The organism is uncultured Campylobacter sp., from assembly GCF_938045225.1.
In the GTDB taxonomy this organism is placed as follows: domain Bacteria; phylum Campylobacterota; class Campylobacteria; order Campylobacterales; family Campylobacteraceae; genus Campylobacter_A.
Genome location: NZ_CALINL010000147.1, coordinates 1 through 2,055 on the forward strand (window position 1 = coordinate 1; position 2,055 = coordinate 2,055).

The 2,055-nt window shown below is 39.3% G+C and carries 5 protein-coding genes; 2 read left to right on the top strand and 3 right to left on the bottom strand.

Annotated elements, in window-relative coordinates:
• Positions 1-164: 164 nt before the first annotated feature.
• Genes Q0200_RS05485 through Q0200_RS05495 form a run of 3 tightly spaced genes read right to left on the bottom strand, consistent with a single transcriptional unit; the run spans position 165 to position 1,266 of the window.
• Positions 165-497, bottom strand: coding sequence for a hypothetical protein (locus Q0200_RS05485; protein WP_297938756.1), 333 nt, complete (start codon positions 495-497; stop codon positions 165-167).
• The gene (locus Q0200_RS05490) at positions 497-874 is read right to left on the bottom strand and encodes a hypothetical protein (protein WP_297938759.1); all 378 of its coding nucleotides are present in this window, start codon (positions 872-874) and stop codon (positions 497-499) included. The genes Q0200_RS05485 and Q0200_RS05490 overlap by 1 nt, the downstream gene beginning before the upstream one ends.
• Positions 875-876: 2 nt before the next feature.
• Complete coding sequence (locus Q0200_RS05495; protein WP_297938762.1) at positions 877-1,266, bottom strand: helix-turn-helix domain-containing protein; 390 nt, start codon at positions 1,264-1,266, stop codon at positions 877-879.
• Between the two features lie 131 nt (positions 1,267-1,397).
• On the opposite strand from Q0200_RS05495, the gene Q0200_RS05500 reads away from it, so the two are divergent.
• Both Q0200_RS05500 and Q0200_RS05505 read left to right on the top strand, forming a co-directional pair.
• The gene (locus Q0200_RS05500; protein ID WP_297938764.1) at positions 1,398-1,658 is read left to right on the top strand and encodes a helix-turn-helix domain-containing protein; all 261 of its coding nucleotides are present in this window, start codon (positions 1,398-1,400) and stop codon (positions 1,656-1,658) included.
• Between the two features lie 110 nt (positions 1,659-1,768).
• A partial coding sequence (locus Q0200_RS05505) for a hypothetical protein (protein ID WP_297938767.1) occupies positions 1,769-2,055 on the top strand: 287 nt, incomplete at its 3' end.

Consider the following 2,055-nt stretch of genomic DNA (forward strand, 5'->3'; position numbering starts at 1 on the left):
AACCAATACAGAAATAGCAATATAAAATACGGCAGCAAGCATCGGCTTTATTGCATCTTTAGGCTTATATCCAATAAGCGTCAAAACTATATATATCAAAACAAGTGTCAGCATCGCCATAGCAAAAATAATAAACCAAAAATTTTGTAAAACTATTTCCTTCATTATTTTTGCCTATCCCAATTATTTTGCATATTATTGTCGCCGATTTGATTATTGCCACCGTTTATTATAAATGTATTCCCTTTTTTGTCTCTAAGTTCGCGCGGGCTATTTTGTCTTAACCGACGCCTTCTTCTGTTTATATAGATTGAAATCAAAGAAGTCGTTATCGCAAAAAGCATCATAGCCCCAGCAACCCTGTAAAATATGATATGCGGGGTTGGATGCTCTGATACGTATATGGCCATTTCAAATATCTTATCGAGAATAAAAATAAGACAGTTGCTTATGGTAGAGCCTATCGTTTCAAAAAATGTGTTCAAAATTTCATCCATCACGCTTTATCCCCATTATTGTGTTGCGTATTTCTATCGCCTATCTGATTATTTCCGCCGTGGATTTGTATGTTATATATTTTTGTACCGCCCCTCTTTTTTCTGCCAATTTCTTGAGAAAATTTTACCCATAACCATACAGGATCATCATCGTGCTTAGAAATAAAATCAGCATCTAAAATTTCATAATATTCGATATCCAAAAATTCCAAAAATTCCTCAGCGGCCAGCATCTTATCGTTGCCGTACCCTGCATTGCTTTTTGCATCTTCTCTAAAAAGCATTAGCTCCTTTACCTCAAAAACGCTAATTTCATTTTCGCTATCATTTGTACTAAGGCCTATATTCTTAGTCCAATATTTATCCTGCCCAAGCATACCTACTCCCCTTTAGTAAATTTCTCTTTTTCTTCTTCAAGTCTCTCGATAAATTTTCTCAGCATTGCATTGCTGCCGTATTCGTCAAACAACTTTACAAACTCGGCCCATATCTCGCCTCTGTCTATTTCGTTCACACCGTTGTTTTGCGTATTTGAATTACCGATTTGGTTATTACCGCCGTGGATTGTGTTGCCTCCGTTCAAAAGCCAGTCTCGGCTTATATTGCCAAGATTAACAATATTTTGAATCCTGCTCTCTGGGATGGCCCCTCTTGTTTTCCATCCATCTAAAGTTTTGTACGGAATCTCTAAAATTTCAGCTAATTCCGTATCATTTTTCGCCCCGAGACAAAATCTCAGGCGAGCCAAAATTTCGTCTACTTGACTCATTCTTATCTCCTTTTTAAGGATTTTTACCTATAATTACCTTGACAAAAAAATAATTTGCAGGTATAATTCCTGCAAATATTTAACCAAAACGTTAAAATGCTTTAACATTATAGCGTAAAAAGGGTTTTTAAATGGATAAAAAACAAAACACGGCGTGCGATATCGTAGCCGTTACGCAACGTATAGACACAGCCAGAAGGCTGCTTGACTACGGCAAAGCCGCCTTTGCCGAGCAAGTGCTTAACATCACCAGGGTTGCCTACTGGAGCGTTATCAAAGAAAACAGACCACCTTTATCATGGATAATATTGCTTGCGGATCAATATGGCTTTTCGATCAAGTGGTTGTTATTCGGCGAAGGCGAAATTTTTAACAAAAAGGATAGAGTATGACCGAGCAACTTACGTTAAGCATTCTCGCTATCGCGGTTTGCTCCTTCACCGGAGGGGCTATTTTGGCTTTGGCTGCAGCTGGGCTGTTCGCGCCCAAAGAGGACTGAGTTATGACTGCGACGAGGGATTACGTGCGCATAGATCACGCTTCTATCTTGCAAACATGCAAGAAAAATCTGCAAAATTTGAGCTACCTAGACCGCAAAAACGACCGTCACGATCGCTTTTTGATTTTGGAGCATGCCCTCTTTGTCAAACAAAACTACCTTTGCCCGCACTTTGACGAGGTGGCCGATTGGTACTACAAGGCTCTTGAATGCGCAGCCAGCGAAAGTGCGCTTGCGGACTACGTAGCCAAACATACCGGAAAAAGCAAACTTACGATCTATTTCTATTT